The organism is Algibacter ulvanivorans, assembly GCF_048381495.1.
In the GTDB taxonomy this organism is placed as follows: domain Bacteria; phylum Bacteroidota; class Bacteroidia; order Flavobacteriales; family Flavobacteriaceae; genus Algibacter_B; species Algibacter_B ulvanivorans.
In genome coordinates this window covers 500,934-526,242 of sequence record NZ_JBLWGD010000002.1, presented here as the reverse complement: position 1 = coordinate 526,242, position 25,309 = coordinate 500,934, and the positions used below count along the sequence as shown (strand labels likewise).

23 protein-coding genes are annotated in these 25,309 nt (G+C 26.3%); 20 read left to right on the top strand and 3 right to left on the bottom strand.

The annotated features are described in order from the left end of the window. The first annotated feature begins 8 nt into the window (after positions 1-8). The 20 genes from ACNG5D_RS07805 (at position 9) to ACNG5D_RS07710 (ending at position 22,202) form a co-directional block, all read left to right on the top strand. A complete protein-coding gene (locus ACNG5D_RS07805) occupies positions 9-1,289 on the top strand; it encodes a nucleotide sugar dehydrogenase (protein WP_418182938.1) in 1,281 nt (426 codons plus the stop codon). Between the two features lie 52 nt (positions 1,290-1,341). Next, a complete protein-coding gene (locus tag ACNG5D_RS07800; protein WP_418182937.1) occupies positions 1,342-2,886 on the top strand; it encodes a lipopolysaccharide biosynthesis protein in 1,545 nt (514 codons plus the stop codon). After that, entirely contained in the window at positions 2,883-3,842 is a 960-nt protein-coding gene (locus ACNG5D_RS07795; protein ID WP_418182936.1) for a glycosyltransferase, read from the top strand. The genes ACNG5D_RS07800 and ACNG5D_RS07795 overlap by 4 nt, the downstream gene beginning before the upstream one ends. A gap of 12 nt (positions 3,843-3,854) precedes the next feature. Continuing rightward, positions 3,855-4,823, top strand: coding sequence for a glycosyltransferase (locus ACNG5D_RS07790; protein WP_418182935.1), 969 nt, complete (start codon positions 3,855-3,857; stop codon positions 4,821-4,823). A 3-nt stretch (positions 4,824-4,826) separates the two neighbouring features. After that, entirely contained in the window at positions 4,827-5,897 is a 1,071-nt protein-coding gene (locus tag ACNG5D_RS07785; RefSeq protein WP_418182934.1) for a glycosyltransferase family 4 protein, read from the top strand. Between the two features lie 5 nt (positions 5,898-5,902). After that, entirely contained in the window at positions 5,903-7,105 is a 1,203-nt protein-coding gene (locus ACNG5D_RS07780) for an O-antigen ligase family protein (protein ID WP_418182933.1), read from the top strand. Next, the gene (locus tag ACNG5D_RS07775) at positions 7,102-7,677 is read left to right on the top strand and encodes a serine O-acetyltransferase (RefSeq protein WP_418182932.1); all 576 of its coding nucleotides are present in this window, start codon (positions 7,102-7,104) and stop codon (positions 7,675-7,677) included. Before ACNG5D_RS07780 ends, ACNG5D_RS07775 begins: the two co-directional genes overlap by 4 nt. A 35-nt stretch (positions 7,678-7,712) precedes the next feature. Then, positions 7,713-8,783: a glycosyltransferase gene (locus ACNG5D_RS07770; protein WP_418182931.1), complete on the top strand. Its 1,071-nt coding sequence runs from the start codon at positions 7,713-7,715 to the stop codon at positions 8,781-8,783. 2 nt (positions 8,784-8,785) lie between these two features. Then, on the top strand, positions 8,786-9,955 hold the full coding sequence (locus tag ACNG5D_RS07765; protein WP_418182930.1) for a glycosyltransferase family 1 protein: 1,170 nt from the start codon (positions 8,786-8,788) through the stop codon (positions 9,953-9,955). Beyond that, a complete protein-coding gene (gene asnB, locus ACNG5D_RS07760; RefSeq protein WP_418182929.1) occupies positions 9,942-11,852 on the top strand; it encodes an asparagine synthase (glutamine-hydrolyzing) in 1,911 nt (636 codons plus the stop codon). The genes ACNG5D_RS07765 and asnB overlap by 14 nt, the downstream gene beginning before the upstream one ends. A gap of 101 nt (positions 11,853-11,953) precedes the next feature. Then, positions 11,954-12,949 carry a polysaccharide deacetylase family protein gene (locus ACNG5D_RS07755; protein WP_418182928.1) on the top strand — a complete coding sequence of 332 codons (996 nt, stop codon included), beginning with the start codon at positions 11,954-11,956 and terminating at the stop codon, positions 12,947-12,949. Between the two features lie 15 nt (positions 12,950-12,964). Then, the gene (locus tag ACNG5D_RS07750; protein ID WP_418182927.1) at positions 12,965-13,960 is read left to right on the top strand and encodes a GNAT family N-acetyltransferase; all 996 of its coding nucleotides are present in this window, start codon (positions 12,965-12,967) and stop codon (positions 13,958-13,960) included. Then, complete coding sequence (locus ACNG5D_RS07745) at positions 13,960-15,117, top strand: glycosyltransferase family 4 protein (protein ID WP_418182926.1); 1,158 nt, start codon at positions 13,960-13,962, stop codon at positions 15,115-15,117. The genes ACNG5D_RS07750 and ACNG5D_RS07745 overlap by 1 nt, the downstream gene beginning before the upstream one ends. A gap of 163 nt (positions 15,118-15,280) precedes the next feature. After that, positions 15,281-15,892 carry a sugar transferase gene (locus ACNG5D_RS07740; RefSeq protein ID WP_418182925.1) on the top strand — a complete coding sequence of 204 codons (612 nt, stop codon included), beginning with the start codon at positions 15,281-15,283 and terminating at the stop codon, positions 15,890-15,892. A gap of 18 nt (positions 15,893-15,910) precedes the next feature. Next, entirely contained in the window at positions 15,911-17,218 is a 1,308-nt protein-coding gene (locus ACNG5D_RS07735; RefSeq protein ID WP_418182924.1) for a phenylacetate--CoA ligase family protein, read from the top strand. A gap of 23 nt (positions 17,219-17,241) precedes the next feature. Continuing rightward, on the top strand, positions 17,242-18,258 hold the full coding sequence (locus ACNG5D_RS07730) for an ATP-grasp domain-containing protein (RefSeq protein ID WP_418182923.1): 1,017 nt from the start codon (positions 17,242-17,244) through the stop codon (positions 18,256-18,258). 45 nt (positions 18,259-18,303) lie between these two features. Next, on the top strand, positions 18,304-19,338 hold the full coding sequence (locus ACNG5D_RS07725; RefSeq protein WP_418182922.1) for a peptidoglycan bridge formation glycyltransferase FemA/FemB family protein: 1,035 nt from the start codon (positions 18,304-18,306) through the stop codon (positions 19,336-19,338). Between the two features lie 30 nt (positions 19,339-19,368). Next, positions 19,369-20,100, top strand: a complete 732-nt coding sequence (locus ACNG5D_RS07720) for a class I SAM-dependent methyltransferase (RefSeq protein ID WP_418182921.1) — start codon at positions 19,369-19,371, stop codon at positions 20,098-20,100. Between the two features lie 5 nt (positions 20,101-20,105). After that, positions 20,106-21,347 (top strand): GNAT family N-acetyltransferase, encoded by a 1,242-nt coding sequence (locus tag ACNG5D_RS07715; protein ID WP_418182920.1) that lies wholly within the window; start codon positions 20,106-20,108, stop codon positions 21,345-21,347. Between the two features lie 72 nt (positions 21,348-21,419). Beyond that, a complete protein-coding gene (locus ACNG5D_RS07710; RefSeq protein WP_418182919.1) occupies positions 21,420-22,202 on the top strand; it encodes a formyl transferase in 783 nt (260 codons plus the stop codon). A gap of 21 nt (positions 22,203-22,223) precedes the next feature. On the opposite strand, the gene ACNG5D_RS07705 is transcribed toward ACNG5D_RS07710, so the two are convergent. From ACNG5D_RS07705 to ACNG5D_RS07695, 3 genes are read right to left on the bottom strand one after another with little or no spacing between them, the layout of a single operon-like run. Further along, positions 22,224-22,472: an acyl carrier protein gene (locus tag ACNG5D_RS07705; protein WP_418182918.1), complete on the bottom strand. Its 249-nt coding sequence runs from the start codon at positions 22,470-22,472 to the stop codon at positions 22,224-22,226. Continuing rightward, positions 22,465-23,973, bottom strand: coding sequence for an AMP-binding protein (locus ACNG5D_RS07700; protein WP_418182917.1), 1,509 nt, complete (start codon positions 23,971-23,973; stop codon positions 22,465-22,467). The genes ACNG5D_RS07705 and ACNG5D_RS07700 overlap by 8 nt, the downstream gene beginning before the upstream one ends. 6 nt (positions 23,974-23,979) lie before the next feature. Beyond that, positions 23,980-25,077: a hypothetical protein gene (locus tag ACNG5D_RS07695; protein WP_418182916.1), complete on the bottom strand. Its 1,098-nt coding sequence runs from the start codon at positions 25,075-25,077 to the stop codon at positions 23,980-23,982. Between the last annotated feature and the right edge of the window lie 232 nt (positions 25,078-25,309).

Genomic DNA, 25,309 nt, shown 5'->3' with positions numbered 1-25,309 from the left:
ATACTATTATGAATAAAAATAAAATTACTATAATTGGTTTAGGATATGTTGGCTTGCCTTTAGCTAGACTTTTTGCAACTAAGTATGATGTCGTTGGTTTTGATATAAACCAAAATAGAATTGACGAACTATCCAAAGGAATTGATTCTACATTAGAAGTTGAACAAGACATTTTACAAGCGGTTTTAAAACCTAAAGAAGAGAAAAACAATGGGCTTTATTGTTCATCAAATCTTGATGATATTAAAGACTCAAACATTTATATTATTACAGTACCTACTCCAATAGACAAAAATAACAGACCAGATTTAACACCGTTATATAAGTCTAGCGAAACCGTAGGTAAAGTACTAAAAAAAGGAGATATTGTAATTTATGAATCTACTGTTTACCCAGGTGTAACAGAAGATGAATGCATTCCCGTTTTAGAAAAAATAAGTGGTCTTAAATTTAATAAAGATTTCTATGCAGGATACTCTCCTGAAAGAATAAATCCAGGAGATAAATTACATACTGTTGATAAAATTTTAAAAGTAACTGCTGGTTCTACTCCTGAAATTGGAGAAAAAGTAAATAATTTATATGCAAGTGTAATTACCGCAGGAACTCACTTGGCTCCTACTATTAAAGTGGCAGAAGCTGCAAAAGTTATTGAAAACTCACAGCGTGATATCAATATTGCTTTTGTAAACGAACTTGCAAAAATATTTAATCTAATGGATATTGATACACATTCAGTCTTAGAAGCCGCTGGAACTAAATGGAACTTCCTCCCATTTAAACCTGGTTTAGTTGGCGGACACTGTATTGGTGTAGACCCTTACTACTTAGCTCAAAAAGCACAAGAGGTTGGTTATCATCCCGAAATAATATTAGCTGGACGTCGAGTTAACGATGGCATGGGACAATATGTAGCCTCAGAAATCATGAAATTAATGATTCAAAAAGACATTAAAATTAAAGGCTCAAAGGTACTTGTATTAGGAATAACTTTTAAGGAAAATTGCCCTGATGTTAGAAATACTAAAGCGGTTGATGTTATTAATGAAATAAAAAGTTATGGACCAGAAGTTTTAGTTTTCGATCCTTGGGCTAATCCAGATGAAGTTAAGCATGAATATAACATAAAAACTGTTCAACAATTGCCTAGCGAAAAATATGATGCTATCGTTTTAACAGTAGCTCATAAAGAATTTTTAAAAGAAGACTTAAGATCTTTATTAAAACCCAATGGCGTAGTTTACGATGTTAAAGGCGTTTTAAAAAATATAGCAGATAAAAGCTTATAGACAGACACACTATTCTATAAGCTTTTACCACTCAAAACAAACTTAATTAAAAATGTCTAGGATACAAAAAACACTTTTAAACGCTAAAGTAAATGTGTTTTTTTACATTTTATCTGTTTTTGTAGTTTTCTTTACTAGAAAAATATTCTTAGACAAACTAGGGGTTAATTTTATGGGGCTTACGGGCACCATTGGAAGTATTTTACAATTCCTTAATCTGGCAGAGCTTGGTGTAAGTACAGCTATTGGGTTTGCTTTATACAAACCTTTGTTTGATAACAATAAAGAAGAAATCAATAAAATTATTGCCTTAATGGGCTATCTCTATAAACGAGTTGGCTTAATCATTTTAGTTGCAAGTTTTGTTTTGTCTCTTTTTTTTGGACAAATTTTTAACGAATCAACCTTTTCCCTTTTATTAATAAACTACTGTTTCTATTCTTTTTTAATAGCATCTCTTTTAGGATATTATTATAATTATCATCAAAGTTTATTGTATGCAGACCAAAAAGGATATCTAATAAATTCGTACTTACAATCTTCAAAATTAGTTAAACAGCTATTACAAGCATTTTTAGCTTTTTATTATGAGGATGTCGTTCTTTGGATAACATTAGAGTTAGTATTTTCAATAATTTACACGATAATTATAAGATACAAAATAAAAAAAATATATCCATGGCTAGATATAAATAAAAAGTTTGATTTATCTGAAGGCAAAGCGCAATATGAGGTTATAATAACTAAAATCAAACAAATATTTGTTCATAAAATATCAACATTTATAAGTTTTGGAACCGATCAATTATTAATATTTTCTTTGGTAAACATTAAAAGTGTAGCCCTATTTGATAATTATAATATGATAATTATATACCTCAATAATCTAATAGCACAAATATTTGGAAACACTAATGCTAGTGTTGGTAATTTAGTGGCAGAGAATGATAAAAAAAATATAATAAAAGTATTTTGGGAATTAATAGCTATACGTTTTTTTATTGCGGGTTTTATATTTATAAACTTATATTTTTTATTAACTCCATTTATTAAAGTGTGGCTCGGTGCAGAATATATACTGGATAATAAAATTATAATATTAATTTTAATAAACGTATTTATATTAACTATTAGAAACCCAATAGATAATTTTATAAATGCTTACGGTTTATTTGCTGATACTTGGGCTCCTATTGTCCAAATTATAATAAATCTTTTTGTGTCAATTTATTTTGGTCAAAAATGGGGTATTGCAGGTATTATGTTTGGCACAACAGTTAGTATGTCGATAGTAATAATTATTTGGAAAACCTATTATTTGTTTCAAAACGGTTTTAAATTAAACGTAATTACCTTTTTTTGGTTAACATTCACAAAAAATATAATAGCGTTTATTTTAGCTTACTATGCAATAGTTTATATTAACAACACTTGTTTGGGGGCTAATGCAACAGTACTTACTTTTTTTGATTTAATTTTATTAGGTATCAAAACAAATGTATTGTTGGTTTTAATATTTACTCCTTTATTATTTGTTTTAAGTAAAGGTTTCAGAGATTTTTCTTTAAGATTAAAAAAATACGTGCCATTTTTATGAATCCGAAGATCAGTATTATTGTTCCAGTTTATAATGCCGAAAAATACATTGCAAAATGTATAGAAAGTATTTTGGATCAAACTTATAGAAACTTAGAAGTTATATTAATTAATGACGGTTCTAAGGATAATAGCTTAGCCATATGCAATACTTACAAAAATATAGATTCTAGAATTATTATTATTAATCAAGAAAATGAAGGAACTAGTAGCGCGCGGAATAAAGGTTTAGAAATTGCTACAGGAAATTATATAGGTTTTGTTGATGGAGATGATGTAATAGAAAAAGAAATGTATGAAATTTTAATACTTTCAATACTAAAACATAATTTAAAGTTTGTTGAATGCGATTTTATAAAAAGTAATACATATAAACAATTTAAATTTGATGAAATAAGAACTGTTATTCAAAGTAAAGACGAAGCTATTTCAAGAATAGAAAAACCTGGTTTTTATAATGTTTGGACAAAATTATTTGAAGCCAAATTATTAAAAAACATTAGGTTTGCTTATGGTAAAATTCATCAAGATGCCCTCTTTGTTTCTGAAGTATACAAGAGTATAGAGAAGATTGGTTACGTAAAAGTACCTCTTTACATTTATACATCAGATAACGAAAGTATTACTAGAACCAACTATAATATAAAAAAAGTTCAAGGTATTGATGTTATATTAGAAACAAATAGCAACCTCATGGAGGTTACAAACAATAAAAAAAACAAAGTATTATTAAATAAAATACTAATTAAGTATTTAGTTTTTAATTACGTTCAGTTATACAACAATTCAAACCTAGATAAAGATATATATTATAGAAAAAAAATCAAACAAATTATTAAGAAAAAAGCAACCATAAAAGATTTTAACTTTTATGTTTTACTAATAAAATTTTTTCCTACTAAGTTTTATGAAATTTTTCATAAAGTAAACACTTACAGGATAAATAAATTTAATTAATTGAACCTTGATATGATAAATTTAACTGTAAGTGTAATTGTTCCGGTATATAATGTTGAAGAATACCTTGAACGTTGTTTGCAAAGTATATTAAAGCAATCTCATAAAAACTTAGAAGTTATTTTAGTTAATGATGGCTCAAAAGATTCAAGTGGACTTATTTGTGATAATATAAAAGAAACAGATTCTAGAATTAAAGTTATTCATCAAAAAAACGGTGGATTAAGTGCGGCCAGAAACACAGGTTTAAAGTATGCAACTGGAGATTTTATCTCTTTTGTAGATAGTGATGATTGGATTGAACTATCAATGTATGAAGACTTATTAAATTATGCCGTTAAATATAATCTAGATATAGTAGAGTGCGACATCCAATCAACAATGGATCCCGTTATTAAACGAACACCAAATTTTATTGTTCAAACAAAAGAAGAGCTAGCACTTAGAATTATAAAGAATCAACAATTTTCGGTTTGCAGAAGAATATACAAAAAGGATGTTATATTAAAAAAAAGGTTTATAGAAAACTATATCTATGAAGATATGATGTTTACATCATCTTTACTATGTAATTTAGATAAAGTAGGTTATATTAATACACCGTATTACAACTATTTTATAGAAAACACTTCTAGTATAATGCATGGTAGTTATAATGTAAAAAACTTAAAATCAATTGATGCTATTGATAAGTTTCAGGATAACATAAAAAACTGTTTTAAAAGTAAAGAGATATTAAAAGCATCTAAAAAGTATGTTTTATTCTTTGTTTTACACCACTATCAACAACTTTTCGATAATAAAAAATTAGATTTAGATTATAAACATCGTAAAAAAATTAAACAAATAATTACACAAAATTTCGATAATACAGAAAACAATAATATTTATACGAAAATAGCCAGATATTGTCCTATATGGGTTTATCGCATTTTTCATAAATTAGAAAAAATAAGAAGAAATAGGTTACAAAACAATTAACTCATGAAAGTAGATTTTGCTATAAGTTCGTTAAGAAAAGGAGGTGGAGAAAGAGTGCTTGTAACTTTGGCTAATAATTTAGCTAATAGAAATCACGATATTAGTATTATTATTTTTAATGATTCGATTGAGTATGAAATAAATAAAAAAATAAATATAGTAAAACTTAATACAGGTAATTTTTCCAATCAAACTTTAAGGTATACAAATGAACTTTATAAATATTATAAAAAGAAAATAACTAGACCTCATGTTCTAATTTCTTTTATGACTCAAACTAGTTTAAGTGCCATTTTAGTTGCAAATTTATTTAAAATAAAAGTTATTGCTTCAGAGCATACAAATCATTCAAGAACGAGTACTAATCAAGCCTTAGTTAATTTTACTAGAAAATTCATTTATAAATTTGCTAATAAAATAACCATATTAACCAGCTATGATAAAGATTTTTATAAAAAACATGGTAGTGATGTTGTAATACTTCCTAATCCTTGTTCTTTTAAAAAGAATAAAAATATTAAATCAATTAAACAAAAAACAATATTAGCTGTAGGAAGCCTAGATAAATACTATATAAAAGGATTTGATAATTTATTAAATATAGTACAGCCAATTTTGCACAAACATAAGGATTGGAAGCTCATGTTAGTTGGTGATTCTTCAAATGACGGATATGATTTTTTAAAAGAACTATCCGAAACTTTAAAAATAAGTAATCAAGTAGTTTTTGCTGGTCTAAGAAACGATATGCAAAAAATAATGTCTAATTGTGAAATTTTTGTGCTATCCTCAAGAACAGAAGGTTTGCCTATGGTATTAATAGAAGCTATGTCTCAAAGTATGTGTTGCGTTGCTTATAACTGTGTTAGTGGACCTTCAGATATTATATCTCATAACATTAATGGTATACTAGTAGAAAATCAAAATAAAGACAAGATGAGGAAGTGTTTAGATAATTTAATAGAAAACCCTAATTTAAGGTTAGAATTATCAGATAAATCAAGTGAAGTAATTGCTAAATTTGATGAGAATCTAATCTGTGATAAGTGGGAAACCCTAATTAAAAACTTATAGATAAATTGAAAAAAATAATAGATTTCTGCTTTTTATATCCTTTAGTGGTTAATGCCTTAAATTTTCAAGGCTTGGCGGGAATGTTTTTTTCAAATACTTTAGGTCAGCTATTAGCCTATGGCAATATTTTATTTATTTTATTAGGCTTTGTGCTGTTAGTCAAAAAAAAAGCACCATATACGGTAACGGGTAATTTATGGCTTCCTTATTTTTTTATTTTTTATATTATGGTAAGTCTTGCTAGTGTGCTAAATGATTATCCTTTTTCAATATTAGCCTCAATTGTTCCTGTTATTTTTTGTGTGGGATATTTAAGTTATTTCAGATTTAAAGAAAACATTAGAAAATTTGAAATAGTAATCATGTCTGCTTTTTCTATTGCTAACATAATGCTAATCTACTTTGTTATTATAAATTTTGATTATGATTTTTATTTAAAAGGTATACAACTAAGCTATGGCCTTGATAGGGCTCAAGGTATTTATGGCGATGCAAATAATGCCTCGTTTGTAGCTATTCTTGGTTTTGTGTTTTTGTATAAATGTTTCAACCCAAAAAACAAATTTCAATTAACTTTAAAAATAGCATTATTATTAATGTCAACTTATGCTATGTTTTTAACATATTCAACAACTGGTTTTGTTGTTTTTATGTTGTCTTTTGCTTTACTGAACTTTAAATACTTAAACAAAATAAGATTATTACTCCTCCCCTTTTGTCTAATTGGTTTTTATTTAACATTAATAAATTTAAATTCATTATTGGATGGCGTAGATTTAAACCCAAGACAACTAAGTAAAATAGAAAATTTTGTTAACCTATTAAAATTGGATTTTGACAATGTTGATAGCTCAGGTAGAGATGTATTTGTAGAACAGTTATTAGAGTATATTTATGAGAGTCCTTTTTTAGGTAATGGGCTCGATTTTGGAGCACATCATCATGGTCATAATACCTACCTTTCTATTTTTTCAGATTCAGGAATATTTCCATTAATTCTATTTTTAATTTTATTATTCAAGTATTTTATAAATATTTTAAAAATAGATTACAACCAAAAATTCTATGCTTTGGCCATTTTCTTTGGTTTCTGTTTATTTATGCTTAGTCTACAAACCATTATTAATCAAGCATATTTACTAGTTATCTTTGTCTATTTGGCTTACTTTATTGATTTTAACACCCCTAAAAACACAAATTTAGCATGATACAGAATAAAGCAGATTATTATAAATACATAAAGCAAGATAAAGTTGCTTTAGGAGTTGATAGTAATAACTTTTTTCGAAAAATTATTGCACCTAACTATATTTGGGAATTTCAAAAAAGATTACGCAAAGTTGAATATTTAAAAAATTGTAAATCCCATAGCGTTATTGGAAAACTACTTTACAAGTATCATAAAGTTAAGTTTAGAAAACAATCATTAAAGCTAGGTTTTTCAATACCAGAAAATGTTTTTGGTCCAGGACTTTCTATTGTTCATTATGGAACTATAGTAATAAATAGTAATGCAAAAATTGGAAAAAATTGTAGGATACATGCATGCACAAATATTGGTGCTTCTGGCGGCAAACCCGAAGCACCACAAATTGGAGATAATGTATACATTGGGCCTGGAGCAAAAATATATGGCAACATTACTATAGGTAATAACACAGCTATAAGTGCCAATGCAGTTGTAAATAAATCATTTAAAGAAGACGGAATGCTGCTAGCTGGAAACCCCGCAGAAAAAATAAAAAAAATAGATATTAAAAGGATTATAAAGCATATTTAATTTTAAAATTAAGATGAAATAACATTAATAGTTTTATGAAAAAGAAAGTTCTTTTTATTTTACCAACATTAACAGCTGGAGGTGCAGAACGGGTTATTTCATATATAGCTCAAAACATTGACCAAAATAAATTTGAAAGTAAACTATTAATAACGGGGTATAAAAAAGATGCCGCATATTCAATTAATGGTATAGAAGTAAAGTTTTTAGAAAAAGGACGGGTTCTAAACGCAATTCCTAAAATATTTTTGTATTTAATAAAAAATAAGCCTCAATTTGTTTTAAGCTCTATAGGGCATTTAAATACAGTAATGGGGCTTATGTCACCTTTCTTCATTAAAACAAAATTTATTATTAGAGAAGCTAGTGTAATTTCCTCTATGGAAGATGTTTATAAAGAATCCTCTAACAAAAAAAGCTTTAGCATCCATTCATATTTATCTCATAAAAGTTATAAAATGATTGATAAAATTGTTTGTCAATCTAAAGATATGGCGCAAGACTTTATAAACATATACAATGTGCCTAAACACAAAGCTTTTATAATAAACAATCCTATAACTAATTTAGCACCATTAAAGCCAATAAATAATAATAAGAATTCGCATTTAAAATTTATAACAGTTGGTAGGTTAAGTAAAGAAAAAGGACATATTAGAGTTATTAATTTACTTTCTAAATTAGATTTCCCTTTTCAATATACAATAATTGGAGATGGGCCTTATAAAGATGAAATCTTTAAAGTAATTAGCGATAAAAAAATGACTGATAAAATAACTTATATACCATTTACTAAAGAAGTCTCAAAATACATGTCGTTAAACGATTTGTTTTTACAAGGGTCTTATGTAGAAGGGTTCCCTAATACTGTATTAGAAAGCTGTATAGTTGGCACACCTGTATTAGCTTTTAATGTTCCTGGCGGTACAAAAGAAATTATTTCTCATAACGAGAATGGATATTTAGCTGAAAGTGAAGATGAATTTCTAAGTTTTTTAAACAAAAGAGTCTTTTTAAGTTTAAGTCCAGAAAAAATTAGAAACTCTGTTATATCTAAATTCAGCCAAGATAAGATTGTTAAACAGTACGAATCATTATTTAACTAATCATGAACAAAGAAAAACCTATTAGGGTATTACAAGTTTTAACCATAATGAACCTTGGTGGAGCAGAAACTATGATAATGAATTATTATAGGCATGTCGATAAATCAAAAATTCAATTTGATTTTTTATTGCACAGAAGCGAAAGAGGTTTTTTTGATGATGAAATAGAATCTTTAGGCGGAAAAATTTATAGAATGTCGCCAATAAGGCCACATACACATTTCTTATATAAGAAAAAATTAGAACAGTTTTTTGACGAACATCCCGAATATAATGTAGTTCACTCTCATTTAAATGCTTTAAGTAGTACAATTTTAAAAATAGCTAAAGCTAAAGGTATTCAAACTAGAATAGCGCATAGTCATTTAGCTGTTGAACCTTATGTGCTAAAAAAAATATTTAAAAAAAATACCGACATTAAGGCAACTATAAAAGATGCCATTCAATCTTTAATAAAATATAAAGTTAAAAAACATGCCACACATTTTTTTGCCTGTGGCTTAAAAGCAGGAGAATGGCTGTATGGCAAAAACAACGCTTCGAAAATAACTATTATTAATAATGCTATAAACTCCTCATTATTCACTTACAATCCAAATCTTTCTTTACAAGTAAAAAAAGAACTAGGTGTTTCTGGAAAGAAAGTTATTGGGCATGTTGGAAGATTTAATGAGCAAAAAAATCATTTTTTCCTTATTAAAATTTTTAATGAAATATTAAAAAAAGATAAGAATTGTGTATTAGCCTTAGCGGGTAATGGAAATTTAATGTCTCCCATAAAAAAAGAAGTAAAAAAACTTGAAATTAAAAATCAAGTTTTGTTTTTAGGTTTACAAAAAAACATTCCTAAATTACTCCAAGGTTTTGATTTATTTTTATTTCCTTCGTTATATGAAGGATTACCGGTTACATTAGTTGAAGCTCAATCATCAGGACTACCTATTGTTACTTCAAATACAGTTACTACAGAAGTAGACATAACTGGTTTAATTACTTTTTTAGATATTAATAATGATTCAGAGTCAAAATGGGCTAAAACGGTACTAAATAAACTAAATTACGAAAGATTAAATACATCAAGTCAAATAAAAAAAGGCGGGTATGATATTTACGAAAACGCAAGTAAATTGCAAGAGTTTTACATAAAAACAAACACAAATGTGCGGAATTAACGGTTATATAAAATTTGAAAAAGAAAGTGAAAACACTTTAAAAACTAATATAAATACGATGAATAATTTAATTTATCATCGTGGTCCAGATGAAGATGGTATCTTTTGTGAATCAAATACCCCCTATTCTATTGCAATGGGTATGAGAAGACTTTCCATTATCGACCTAAGTTCAGGAAAGCAGCCTATTTATTCAGATGACAAAAAAATTATAATTGTTTTTAATGGTGAAATATACAATTACCGTGAATTAAAATCTAAATTACAAAAATTAGGAGTAAAATTTAATACCACTAGTGATACCGAAGTTATTTTAAAATTATATGAAAAATTTGGTGTTGAGTCCTTTAAAGAGCTAGATGGTATGTATGGTTTTAGTATTTATGATAAAAACATAAACAAACTATTTATAGCTCGAGATTATTTTGGAGAAAAACCATTATACTATTACAAAAACAACGATAAATTTGTTTGGGCCTCAGAACTAAAGTCTCTAGTAAACATACTAGACACAAAACCAGCTATTAACAAAACTGGAATAAACCTATATTTCAGACTTACTTATATACCAGCTCCTTATACTATTTATGATGGTATTCATAAACTTAAGCCTAATCATTTTATTGAATTTAATTTAAATAAAAAAACGTTTTCAATTAACCCTATTGAAGAAGAAGCTAAAAGCAATACTAATAAATTAGATATTTCTTTTAACGAAGCAAAGAAGGTTACAAAAGAGTTAATGTATGAAAGTGTTAAAAGCCGCTCTGTTTCAGATGTACCTATTGGTACATTTTTATCAGGTGGTGTAGACTCATCAATAGTTTCATTATGCCTTTCACAGCATACTTCAACACCAATAGACACATTTTCTATAGGGTTTGAAAAAAAATCTTATGATGAAAGTGATAAATCAAGAGTTGTAGCGAAGCTTATAAACAGTAAACACCATGAGTTTATTATAAGCGAAAAAGACTTAACTGAGGATGTAAATAAAATTCTTTTAAACTTTGATGAACCTTTCTCCGACTCTTCTTCACTACCAACTTACTTAGTTTCTAATAGAACAAAAAAGCATGTAAAAGTAGCATTAACTGGAGATGGTGGCGACGAGGTTTTTGGCGGATATAATAAATATTATATAGGCAAGTTAAATACTAAATATACAAATTTGGTTCCTAAAGGGCTACATGGAATAGTAAAAAAAGTTACTTCTCCTCTATTAAAAACATCTAGTGATAATAGAGGTAAACGATTTAAAATGAAGCGCCTTTTAAATTCTATAGATTATAACGGTAGTGAATTTTACTGGGATATATTATCACTTGGTTATCAAAAAAATACACTAAGTAACTATCTTTTACCAAAATATATAAATGACAATTTGTTTTCAGTATATAAAAAAGATACAAATATTTCTCATCCAAAGAGTTTAACAGATTTTAGATTTATTGATAAGGCAACCAGTCTTGAAGGCGATATGTTAGTTAAGGTTGATAGAACAAGTATGCTTAACTCTCTTGAATGTAGAGCTCCCTTTTTAAATAAAAAAATATGGAACTTTACAAGCCAACTTCCCGAAGAATACCTCATGAAGGGATGGGATAAAAAATTTATACTTAAAGATGCTTTTAAAGATCAATTCCCTAAAGATTTTTTAGATAAAGGAAAAAGTGGCTTTGGAGCTCCGGTTGGAGATTGGCTTAAATCTAGTTTAAAAATAGAATTGGAAAGTTATATTAACGAAAAAGAACTTATCGATCAAAACATATTTCATGTAGATAATATTATTAGTTTAGTTAGAAACCATATTAGTAGCAAAGAAGATAATACGTTTAAAGTATGGACATTTTATTGCTTTCAGAAATGGTACTACAATACCTACAATAATTTATAAACCCTTTACGTCGATTAATTTGTATAATTGTTCGATTATAACTGTATGGTTTTTAGTAAAATATTACATTTACCAAGCTATTAATCAACCAATTCTTGTTCATGAAAAACGTAACAGGTAAATTTGTAATGTCATTAGATTTCGAACTCCTATGGGGAGTTTTAGATGTAAAAAATGTAACTAATTATAAAAATCACATTTTAGGTGTAAAAAAAGCCATTCCAGAACTTTTAAACTTATTTGAATTATACAATGTAAAAGCCACTTTTGCTATTGTTGGTTTTTTATTTGCATCAAACAAACAAGATTTATTAAAATATCTTCCAAACAAAAAGCCTAATTATAAAAATAAAGAGTATTCGCCATACACTTCTAAGTTAAGTGCTTTAGTGAAAGAAAATATAAATAACGATTTATATTTTGCTGAAGATATAATTAACTTAATTCAATCTAAACCAATACACGAAATAGCATCGCATACTTTTTCTCACTATTACTGTTCAGAAGACGGGCAATCTATTGAAGAATTTAAGGCAGATATTGAAGCTGCTATAAAAATTGCTAAATCTAAAGGCATAAAATTAAATAGTTTTGTTTTCCCAAGAAATCAATTTAATAAACAATATCTAGAAGTATTAGCAGAACTTGGAATAAGTTCGTATAGAGGTAACGCATCTCTTTGGTTTGATAAAGCAACAACCTCTACAACAGAACAAGATAAAAATTATACTTTAAGATTATTAAGATTAATAGATAGTTATATTAACCTTTCTGGTCATAATTCTTTCTCATTAAATAATTCAAAATTAGAATATCCACATAATATTACCTCTAGTAGGTTTTTAAGACCATATAGTAATACACTTAAATTTTTAGACGGTTTAAGGTTAAAAAGAATAAAAAATAGCATGACCTATGCAGCTAAAAATAATCAAGTATACCATTTATGGTGGCATCCGCACAACTTCGGGCAGAACCTAAATGAAAACCTACTTTTTTTAAAACATATTTTAGAGCATTTTAAATATTTAAATAAAAAATACGATTACCAATCTGTAACTATGAATGATTGTAGTAACGAAATAAAGTCATATTAATAATTTTTTGCTATTATGAATAACCCTTTTCTCTCTGATACTTTTATTAAAATTTGGAATAAACATTTTAATAAAAATATTACACCTATAAAGTTCAATTTCATATCAGACATAACATTTATTAAACAAAAATTTTTACCTGTTTATAAAAACATTGGATTAAATCTCACCAATGGTATTTCTTACACTTTAAAAAACATAAATTCAATTTCAGATTTCAAAAACAAAGTTTTTTTAATATATGATGTTCCAACATACTTTAAAATTAATCAATTAAACCAGTATTCTAAACTAAAACTAAAAAAGAGTAATCAATACGAAGGTGTATTAACCGATCTTTCAAATTACGAATCTTTTGATGATTTCTTTTTAACCAAATTTAAATCTAAGAGTAGATATAATATAAAGAAAAAGAAAAAAATACTTGAAAAAGAATTTAACATTAGTTACTCTGTGTATGATAATAATATTACAAGTGAACAATATGAGTTTTTATCTAAACACTTAAAAACATTAATAACTAATCGATTTAACAGCTTAAAAGAAAATAATCAAGTTATAAGTACATGGCGCTACTATGAAGAATTAATGTTACCCATGCTTAAGGAGAAAAGAGCCGTTATTATTACTGTAAACAATAATAATATCCCTATTGGAATGACTTTTAATTTTTTGTCTGACAGCATACTTTTTTACGCAATTACAACTTTTGATATTAATTATTTAAAATATAACATAGGCCATACTACCATCCTAGAAATAACGAAATGGTGTTTTAATAATAATAAAAAAATTATTGATTTTTCTAAAGGAGATACAGAATACAAAGGTAGGTGGCAAACAGATAAATACCTTTTTCAAAATCATATTTTATATGATTCTAGTTCTATAAAGGCTAGTTTATTAGCACTTTTAATATATAATTACTTTAATTTAAAGCAATATCTACGGGAAATAAAAATAAACGTTTTATTCTCTAAACTAAAGTATATATTTAATACTAACAAATAATGACTAATAGAAAAAAAATTATTAGAGTTACTACGGTTCCTGGTTCACTAAACACCTTATTAAAAGGGCAGGTTAAATATATTTCCAATTACTACGATGTTGTTGGTATATCTTCTAGCGGGTATGAAGACAAGCTAAAAAAGTGGAGTAAAAACCAAGGCGTACGCGCTATTGAAGTAGATATGACTAGAAAAATCACGCCATTAAAAGACATAATCTCTACATACAAACTATATAAAATTTTTAAACAAGAAAAACCTTATATTGTTCATTCGCATACACCAAAAGCTGGCACTTTAAGTATGCTAGCAGCCAAACTAGCTAATGTGCCAAATAGGCTACATACAGTTGCTGGCTTACCGCTTGTAGAGTCTACAGGAGTTAAAAAAATAGTATTAGAATTTGTAGAGAAATTAACATATAGCTTAGCAACAAAAGTATATCCAAACTCATTTGGTTTAGAAGAAATAATATTAGAAAAAAAATTTTCCAAAAAAAATAAAGTAAAAGTTTTAGCTAATGGAAGTTCAAATGGAATAGATACTAATTATTTCTCTCCCGAAGTTTACGACGAATCGTTCAAAGAAAAACTAAAAGATCAATTACAAATAAAACAAAACGATTTTGTATTTATATTTATTGGCAGACTAGTTAAAGACAAAGGTGTTAATGAATTAATAGAAGCGTTTAATAAATTAAACACTAATTATAAAAACATAAAATTAATTTTAGTAGGAGGTCACGAAAAAGAACTAGACCCTCTACTTCCCAAAACAATCAATATTATTTCGAAAAACAAAAATATAATTAGTACAGGCTGGGTAAATGATGTAAGACCATACTTGGCCATAGCAAATGTATTAGCTTTTCCTAGTTATAGAGAAGGCTTTCCTAATGTAGTAATGCAAGCAGGCTCTATGAAAACAGCTTGTATTGTTACCAATATTAACGGATGTAATGAAATTATAGAAAATAACGTTACTGGTTTTATTATTCCTAAAAAAGATTCTGAAGCACTCTACAATGCCTTAAAACATGTTTTAACCATACCAAATAAAATAATAAATATGGGACAAAAATCCAGATTAAATATTATAGATAAATATGAACAAAAAATAATATGGAAAGCTGTTTTAAATGAATATAATAAATTATAATAGTAATTCCTTATTGTATACTTTGTCTTTAAAAACCTTAATATTATTACCTGTTTTTCCTCTCATCGATAAAAACATAAACAAGAGCGTATTATTTATAAAAAGTAATTAACTTAAGATAGATAATATTATTTTTAATTTTTATTTAAAATATTTTTTATAAATGTATAAGTGTTTTTTTAAGAGATTATTTGATTTAATTATTTCTACAATTGGAATAATTTTTCTATTTCCTGTTGGGTTATTAGTATATTTTGTATTACTCTATATAAACAACGGTAAGCCTTTTTTTTATCAAAAAAGGCCTGGCAAAAACGAAATAATTTTTAAAATTATTAAATTTAAGTCGATGACAGATAAAAAAGATGAAAAAGGCAAACTATTACCTGATGAAGAAAGAGTTACAAAATTTGGTACATTTATTAGAAAAACCTCTCTTGACGAAATACCACAACTAATTAATATAATAAAAGGAGACATGAGTCTAATTGGGCCTAGGCCATTAAGAGTGCGCTACCTACCCTATTATAGCGAAAAAGAAAAAATAAGACATACAGTAAGGCCAGGTGTTACAGGATTGGCTCAAATATCTGGCAGAAATCTATTAAGTTGGGATAACAAATTAGCTTTAGATGTTGAATATGTTGAAAACATATCTTTTTTAAATGATATTAAAATTTTTTTTAAAACTATACGAAAAATATTTGTGTATAATAATACTGTTTTTGACCCCAATATGCTTGATTTAAAAGAATTAAGAGAAAATAAAGATTAACTTAATATCTAAAAAAACATGAATTTACTAAATTCACTACGAAATAAAGCCTTTTGGTTTTTAGATAGACTTAAAGGAGGGAACTTACAAAAAGACTTAGATGATATAAAAGATTGTTTTGAATTAAACTCTTTTAGTTTATTACAAAAAAAAAAGAAACCAATTTTAGATAAATTATTAAGAACTGCTGTTACTTCAACAAATTTTTATAGTAATTATAAAAATTTCAATTCTCTTCAAGATTTTCCAGTTGTTAATAAATTAATTATTAAAAATAACTTTGATGATATTAATATATTACAAGCTAATACTTCTAATTTATTAGAAGCAAGTTCTAGTGGTTCAACAGGTACTCCTTTTAAAGTTTATCAAACAAAAAGGAAGGCTTTAAGAAATAAAGCTGACGTTTTATATTTTGCAAAATCTGTTGGCTACAATATTGGCGATCAATTAATATTTGTTCGATTATGGTTAGACAAATATAGAAAATCGCTATTACTAAAGAAACTAATCAATATTGTAGAAGTTGATGTTGAAAAAGATTTAAATGATGAAAATTTAAAAATTCTGTTGAATAGATTAAAGAAAAATAAAAAACCGAAGGGTTTTATTGGGTATCCATCTGCATTTGATAAAATATGTAAGTATTTAGATAAAATTAATTCTTCACCACTTGACTGTAATTTTAATTCTATTATAACAACTTCTGAAAGTCTTTATGATAATTTAAGAAAAAAAATGGAATATTATTTTAACGCAAAAGTAGTCTCTAGGTATTCTAATGAAGAAAACGGTATTTTATCTCAACAAATGTTAAATGAAAATGCTTATACTATAAACTGGGCAAGCTATTTTATAGAAATCTTAGATTTAAATACAGATAGACCAGTTGCTAATGGTGAAATTGGAAGAATTGTTGTAACCGATTTATATAATTTAGCCACTCCTTTAATTAGATATGATACTGGTGATATCGGTAAATTTTGTGATAACGAAAATGATAATATTCCAAAATTTGAGTTCATTATGGGTAGAAAAACTGACCTTTTATATGATACAAAAGGTTTAGTTGTAAATCCGCATACAGTATATGCAGGTGCAACTAAATTCCCAGAAATAGAACAATTCCAAGTTATTCAAACAAATAATAAAAACTATACATTTAAAATAAATATTAACTCAAAATTTATTAGAGAGAAACAATTGATTTCTTTTTTTAAAGCATATTTGGGAGAAGATGCTAACATCACAGTAGATTATGTTAATGAGATTCCATTATTAAGTTCCGGAAAAAGAAGAGTAATTGTTAATCTTTTAAAAAAATAAAACCTAAATTTTAGTTTAAAAATATGAATATTCTTTTTACATGTGCAGGAAGGCGAAATTACCTAATTAACTATTTTAAAAAGGCCTTAAACGGCAATGGTAGTGTAATAGCTGCCGATGAAAAAATGTCTGCTCCAGCTATGGTTGATGCTGACATTGCTATAAAAGTTCCTAGTATTTATGACGAAAATTATATAAACAAACTTATAGATATAGTAAAAAAATATTCTGTTAACGCAATAATTTCTTTAAACGACTTAGAATTACCAATTTTATCGAAAAATAAAATTATACTTGAACAGCATGGAGCTAAAGTAATTGTTTCTAATACAAATGTTATAGCTATAGGTTTTGATAAGTGGAAGACTTATAATTTTATTAAAGATTTAGGGTTAAGTACACCTAAAACTTATATAAAATTAGATGAAGCAATTCAAGACATAGAAAATGGTAATTTAAAATTTCCATTAGTTTTAAAACCACGCTGGGGAAGCGGTTCTATAGGTATTGATTTTCCTGAATCAATTGAAGAGCTTAAACTATCCTATAAATTACAAAAAATAAAATTACAAAAGACCATACTAACTAAAGCAAACGAAGAAAGTGTAGTAGACGATATTTTAATACAGGAAAAGCTAAATGGTATAGAATATGGTATGGATATTGTTAATGATTTTGAAGGTAATTATTACGGTACATTTGCTAAAGAAAAATTAGCAATGCGATCTGGCGAGACAGATAAAGCAAAATCAGTAATCGATCATAGCTTTGAAAAATTAGGGCAATTAATTAGTGAAAACCTAAGACATATTGGAAATATTGATAGCGATGTTTTTGTAGTAAATAATAAGTTATACTTGTTAGAAATTAATCCAAGATTTGGAGGCGGATACCCCTTTTCTCACGAAGCAGGTGTAAATCTAGCTGCAATTTATATAGAATGGTTAAAAGGCAAAAAAAATAAAGATTTAAAACATTACAATAATTACAAAGAGAACATAATATTCTCTAAATGTGACAGACTAATAAGAATAAATTAAACAAAATTAATATTAAATTATTAATTTTGTATTTATAGCCCCAAAATGATAGAATTAATAGCAGAAAAAGATAAATGGGACTCATTTATATCTGAGTTTCAGTATTATGACACATATCACACTTTTGATTATCACATAATTTCAAAATCAAAAGAAGATACGCCTATACTTATAAAATACACAGAAAATAACGTCGTAATTGGTATACCACTTTTATTAAGAGCAATAAAAAATACTCCGTACAAAGACGCCATATCTGTGTATGGTTATTCTGGTCCTTTGTCTAAAGGAATTACTGAAAATTTCAACAATACTGTATTTACAAAAACGCTTTTTAATTATTTTAAAAAAAATAATATAATATCTGTATTCTCAAGATTAAATCCCTACATAAAAAATCAAAAAAAAATACTAGAAAACATTGGGGAAACTTGCCTTTTGGGCAAAGTTGTAAATATTAATTTAAACTTGAATAAAGAAGTACAAAGACAAAATTACCAAAGCAGACTAAAAAACCAAATTAATAAAGCTAGGAAAAACTGCAGTATTAAAACTGCTACAACGAATCAAGACATTAATGAGTTTATAAAAATATATAACGAAAATATGTTAAGGGTTAAAGCAAAAAAAACATATTTTTTCGATAACAACTATTTTTATAATTTAGTTAAAAGTAAAAGTTTTAAAACAATAATACTATTAGCTATAGATAATGAAACAAAAGAAATCATTTCTGGCGCAATGTTTTTAATTAAGAAATCTATTGTTCAGTATCACTTATCTGGAACAAAAAATGATTTTTTACACTTAATGCCTACAAAACTACTTATAGACGAAATGAGAGTTATAGCTAACAGAGAAAAATACACTTTTTTTAATCTGGGCGGAGGTTTAGGTGGCAGTAATGAAGACTCTCTTTTCAAATTTAAATCTACCTTTTCAAAAGATTCTTATTTATTCTTTATATGGAAACTCATAGTAAATAAAAAGGCATATGATGAAGTTTGCCAGAAAAATGAGATAAAGAATTTGTCATCTAATTTTTTTCCATTATACAGGCTTAACGAATCTTTTCACTAATTTATTAGTTTTAATTTTACGGTTAAAAAGATGAAAGAAAACTTAAATAAAACATTGTATTCTGATAAATTATTTAAAGTTTGGGCAGAAAAAAAGAGTATAACAGATTTAGAGCGCTACTTTATAAATAAGTATGTCTTAGATAAAACAAAAAAAGTAATTGAAGCTGGAACTGGTGGTGGAAGAATTATTTTTGAAATTGAAAAACGAGGTTTTTATAACTTAGACGCTTTTGATTATGTTGAAAACATGATTAAATTTTGTAATCAAAAAAAAAACGCATTAAATTCTAAAATTAACTTTAAAATTGCTGATGCAACGCAGCTAAATAATGTATATAAAAACAGTTATTTTGACTATCTAATATATTTGCAGCAAGTCTTGTGTTTTATAGACCCAAAAAAACTACCAAAAGCTTTACAAGAAGCATATAGAATTGGGACTGAAGACAGCGTATATATATTTTCGTTTCTTAACTGGAATTCTAAATTTTATAATCCGATTTTGAGCTTTTTTGTAAATACAATAAGAGTGTTTAGAGGAGAAAAAGTAAATAAATATAAATTGCCATGGCTAAATTTAAACGGTAAAATTAATTGGAAATTTTTAAATAAAAATCAGCCACAAAATATTTGGTTTAAACAAGAAGATATCATAAAAATTCTAGCTAACAATGGGTTTTCTATACTAGAAGTAAAAAGTCAACTAAATAAATCTGATAAGCAAGAGCATATTCATATTGCATGTAAAAAAACATATTAAATGAAATGGAAGAAAACAATACTCCCTTTTTAACTAAAACATTTCAGAATATTTGGAGAAAGCATTTTATTTCAAATAAAACCATCCAAACATTTAAGTTTATTGATGGGGTAAACTTCTACAAAAATAATTTTCGTATATATACAAATATTGGCAAAAACTTAACAAAAGGTAATATATACAACTTAATACATGAAAATGATTACAAAAATACAACCTTATTAATTTATGATGTTTTACCTCATTTAACAAAAAAGCAAAACACAAATAATACACAAAAAAATATTGGGGTTCTTAAAAGCAAACAATATACTGGCTTTTTAATTCAATTAGACAAATTTAAAAGTATTGACGATTACTTATTAAACACATTTAGTAAGAATACAAGAATGAAGATGCGTAAATTTAATAAGCGTCTAGAAACATGTTTTAATATCTCAACCAAAATGTTTTTTGGGCATATAGAAAAACAAGAATATGATTTTATTTTTGAGAACTTTATGGCGCTGTTGCAAAAAAGATACTCAGAAAAAGAAATATCTTATAACAATATGCAACCTAAAGAATGGAACTTCTATAAAGATGTTGCCTATCCCCTAATATTAGAAAAAAAAGCTTCTCTATTTATCATTTATAATAATAACACTCCAATAGCTGTGACATACAACTACCATACACAAGATTCGGTTATTGATGCCATTACTGTTTATGATACAAACTACTCTAAATTTAATATTGGTTATGTTAACAATTTAAAGCTTATTAGTTGGTGTTTTGACAACAAGATAAAAACACTTGACTTTTCTAAAGGTTACTTTGATTATAAAAAAAGAATGAGCACGCTTGAGTATGATTTTGAATACCATATCTTATATGATAAAGCATCGATAGTATCAAAAATAAAAGCCTTTGGCTATTATAATTTCTTTAAAATAAAAGCATATTTAAGAAATAAAGATTACAACTCAAAATTCCACAAAATTAGTTATAAATTAAAAAACAAATCCGCTCCAAAAGAAAATTTTGAAATAATAAAACTTGCTAAATTACCTGAAAGTTATTTGCTAAATAGAATTGATATTATGGACAATACTAAATATAACTTTTTAAAGAGGCATGTAAATAATTTTTTATACCTAATAGTTAAGCCTTATAACCAAATACAATTGTTTGAGGTTAAAAACATAAACAATACTTATATTTTATCAAGCAACTCGCTTATACAACAGTTAACATTTACAAACTAGGTATTAATCGTTTAAAAATAAATTACATATTTTTTAATTCAAACTAGAGGTAAAAACTATAATTTAATAATAATGGATAAAAAAATAATTATGATAGTTGGAGACTGGTACTACCCAAAAATGGTATATCAAAGTCTAAAAACTGAATTTAACATTCAAAACATAATTATAGACAAAGGCGAAAGCACATACAAACTATTAAAACGAAGAGTAAAAAGACTAGGAATTATACATGTTATAGGTCAATTGTTATTTAGGATTTTAGCAGTATCTTATATTAATAAAACTTCAAAAAAACGATTTCAAGAAATTTTAAATAAATATAATATTAAAGAAGCAAGTTTTGATTTACAAAAAACAGTTGAAATATCTTCAATAAACTCTCTTGAAGGACAAAAACTTCTAAAAAAAATAAATCCTGATATAGTAATTATTGTAACTACTCGAATTTTATCAAAAAAAACATTAGAAACTGTAAACGCTAATTTTATAAACATTCACTCTGGTATTACTCCTAAATATAGAGGTTTACATGGTGCGTATTGGGCACTAATAAATAATGACAAACAAAACTGTGGAGTTACTGTACATTTGGTTGATGAAGGCATTGATACAGGTAATATCCTCTATCAAGCTTCTATTATAGATAGTATTACTCCAAAAGATAACTTTATGACCTATACATATCTTCAGTTAGCAAAAGCTTTGCCTCTATTAAAAAAATCAATTTCAGATATTCAGTCTAATAACTTAAAAACAGTTTCTAATTCTAAAAACCAAATTAGCAATAAGCTTTACTACCACCCTACTTTATGGTTTTACTTGTTCCATAGGTGGATTAAAGGCATTAAATAAGTATTGCTTTTATAAAAATAATTATCCTGTTTTTAGTTCTTTATTAACAACATTTATCAAATCCCCTATATTTTCCATTGCCATTAAATCCATTAATTTAAACTTAATATTGAAAGCCTTTTCTATATCATTCATAATTAATAAATGAGTAATAGACTCCCACCCTTCAACATCTTTAGCTGTTGTGTTTTCGTTTAACTCAAATTTATCGTGTTCTAGTACTCTAATAAATGATTTTTTTAGAGTATGTAATATATCTTCTTTATTCATTATTATTTATTATTAAATTTCTTAATTGATTTCTATCTACCTTTCCATTTTTATTATGTGGAAGGTTATTTATAAAAAACACCCTTTTAGGAACCATATAATCTGCAAGTTTTGAGTTTAGATATTTTATCAAATTTGTTGTATTAAATTTAGTACTTTCTATTACAAGTACAAGTTCATCATTATTATTATCGTTTTTAATATTCAACACCAAACTGTTTTTTAAGTTTGTACTTTGGTGTTTTCTAATATGGTACTCGATTTCTCCTAATTCTATTCGATAACCTCCAATTTTAACTTGAAAATCTTTTCTGCCAACATACATATAAAATCCATCATCATCTCTAAAGCATAAATCTCCTGTTTTATAAAATTGTTTTAGCTCTCCTAACTTATTTGTATGTTTAAAAAAAGAAGATTTATTTAGTTCATTGTTTTTCCAATAGCCAGAAGTTTGTTGACCTCCAGATAAACACAATTCTCCTTCTACATTATTTTCAATTACATTACCGTCTTTATCTAAAAGCAAACAATCAATATTTTTAAATGGTTTACCTATAGAAACTACACCATTATGTGATTTATCAAAATTCTTATCAAATTTATAATAATGACTACAAACAGTAAATTCTGTTGGTCCATAATGATTTAAAATAGTTCCGTTAGGAATGCACTTAGACCATTCTTCAACTACATCTACAAACAATTTTTCACCTCCAAATATAGAGTATCTAACCCATGGAGCATTTATTTCAGAAAAATAAGGTCTTAAATAATATACTATTGATGGTACCATCTTTAATACTGTTAATTTGTATTTGTCTAACAACTTAAATACCGATAAATACTTAATAGTGTTAGCTGGAACAGTATAAACGCAAGCTCCAACTAATAGAGCAGGCAATAATGCGGTAAGAGATGCATCAAATGTTAAATCATACATTTGTAGACACCTATCTGAAGCATTTAATTTATATTCATTATCTAGAGCAAGCTCTGTAAATAGTGTGTTTAAATTTTTAAAACTAATGGGTATTCCTTTTGGTTTCCCTGTACTGCCACTAGTAAATAAAACATACGCCGTTTTAGATTTAATTATGTTTAATGCGCTCAACTTTACGGTAGATAAATCTGTATCATCATTAACATTTAGTACATTAAATGAGGGCAAGTTTGTCTTTATTGAAGAATCAAACACAAATTTTACACTAATTAAATTTAAAATTTCTTTATTTCTAGCAACTGGCGCTGTTGGATTTATTGGAATATAAGCTTTACCCTCCATCCATAAAGCAAATATTGTTGTATAAGTTTCAATGTCATTATTAGCAACTAAACCAATATGAGTTTCCTCTTCACTAATTTTTTTAACTATAATTTTTCTAATTTTAAGAACTCTACTTAAAACTTCATTATAAGTATAAAATGTATCATTTATACAAAATGCATTTCTCTTTTCATTTAATTTAAATGCACTTTCTAAGCTGTTTACTATATTCATTTTTTATTAGAAAAAATTACCGTCTTGATCTTTCAATAAACTAAGTTTAGTGTTTTGATTAATAGCGTTATGAATAAGGGAGACGAGTTCTTTTTTGTCTGCATAAATTTTAAAAAAACTCTTACTAATTCGTTCTCCTAAAACACTATCTTCTGTTTGAAGAATAGTACACTTGTTAGATATCATTTTCTTAATTAACACATTCAAACAATCATCGTAATACATATCTGTCGTCACAAAATATCTAACTATCATTCTATTTCCTGATATAAAGCAAGATATAAAACCTATAATTGTATTTTCCTTTTTTATAACATCGTTAATATTATATATTTTTTTTGCTATTGTTCCTAGCAAACAATTTTGTTTTGAATTTTTTTCGCTTTCTGTTATACTTTGGTATTGATTGTTATCAATTTGCCAATTAATGTAAGCTTTACTTTTAAGAACAAAATCATTAATAGATTGTTTTTCTATAAACTGCCAAACTTGATTGTTTATTATCGAAACTTCTGTATATGAGACTCCTTTACTATTTTTTTCACTTTTAAGTGTATTAATTAAAGCTATAAATACTCTAGAAAACTTATCTAGCACCTTTAAAATTGGAGCTAATTTTCTTAATTTTTTTTTCTTTAATACTAATAAATCATAATCAATACTAAAGATAATAATATATCTATTTCGTTTAGAGAATTTTTGAAAAGGTTGTTTATTATAGAAAGCTTTTGTTTTTTCTCCTAAAAATTTTACCACTACTTGATTATTACACTCTACAAGTGATTGGTTTTTAACATAAGTAGAAAGAACTGTTTCTTTAAATTTATTTGAAACCCACCACCTTTGACTCCAAAATATTTTTTTAGTTTTATTATCTCCTATTTTAATTAAGTCCGGAACTAGATAAACAAAAGCAATAATTTTATACTTCTCATAACCTAGTATTGCAAAAGTATCATTTTCTTCTGCTCTAGCATTTTTAAGCATCCATTTAGCCTTATTTATAGAAAACGGAGCTTCGTATAAATTATCCCAAAACTTATTGTGGTTTATGGCCTCTCTAAGGCTCTGTTTTGTTAAAATGATTATCTCAAGATTATTCATTTATAAATATTCATTTTTATATTACAGCAAGTGTTTAAAACACTAATAAAATACTTGCCAAAACTTACAACTATAAAACAATAATACAACTATTACGTAGATTACAGATAGTATCTATTTTTAATTTTAAAACTAAATAATGTAATACTTGAATATTAATATAATTGAAGCCACAATGCTATGAAACTAATAAAAAATGTATTAAATGCAGAAATTATATTAACCATTAAAC